This window comes from Bartonella sp. AA83SXKL (assembly GCF_042196965.1).
Lineage (GTDB): Bacteria > Pseudomonadota > Alphaproteobacteria > Rhizobiales > Rhizobiaceae > Bartonella.
In genome coordinates, this window is record NZ_JBHIRG010000294.1 from 320 (window position 1) to 593 (window position 274).

The 274-nt window shown below is 40.9% G+C and carries 1 protein-coding gene; it reads left to right on the plus strand.

What is annotated here, in order from left to right; translation table 11 throughout:
• A partial coding sequence (locus ACFINO_RS11225) for a 2Fe-2S iron-sulfur cluster-binding protein (RefSeq protein ID WP_375655930.1) occupies positions 1-274 on the plus strand: 274 nt, incomplete at both ends.

Consider the following 274-nt stretch of genomic DNA (forward strand, 5'->3'; position numbering starts at 1 on the left):
CAAGTAAAACCGGGAAAAGTTTGGCCTAAGCCTAAAGATGCTAAGCAACTTACCGAATTTCATGTTTACCGTTGGTCACCTGATGATGAGGAAAATCCCCATTTGGATACTTATTATGTTGATCGTTCGGCTTGTGGTCCGATGATTCTTGATGGGTTGCTCTTTATCAAGAATCATATTGATCCAACTTTGACACTTCGTCGATCGTGTCGTGAAGGTATCTGTGGTTCTTGTGCAATGAATATTGATGGAACAAATACGCTAGCTTGTACCA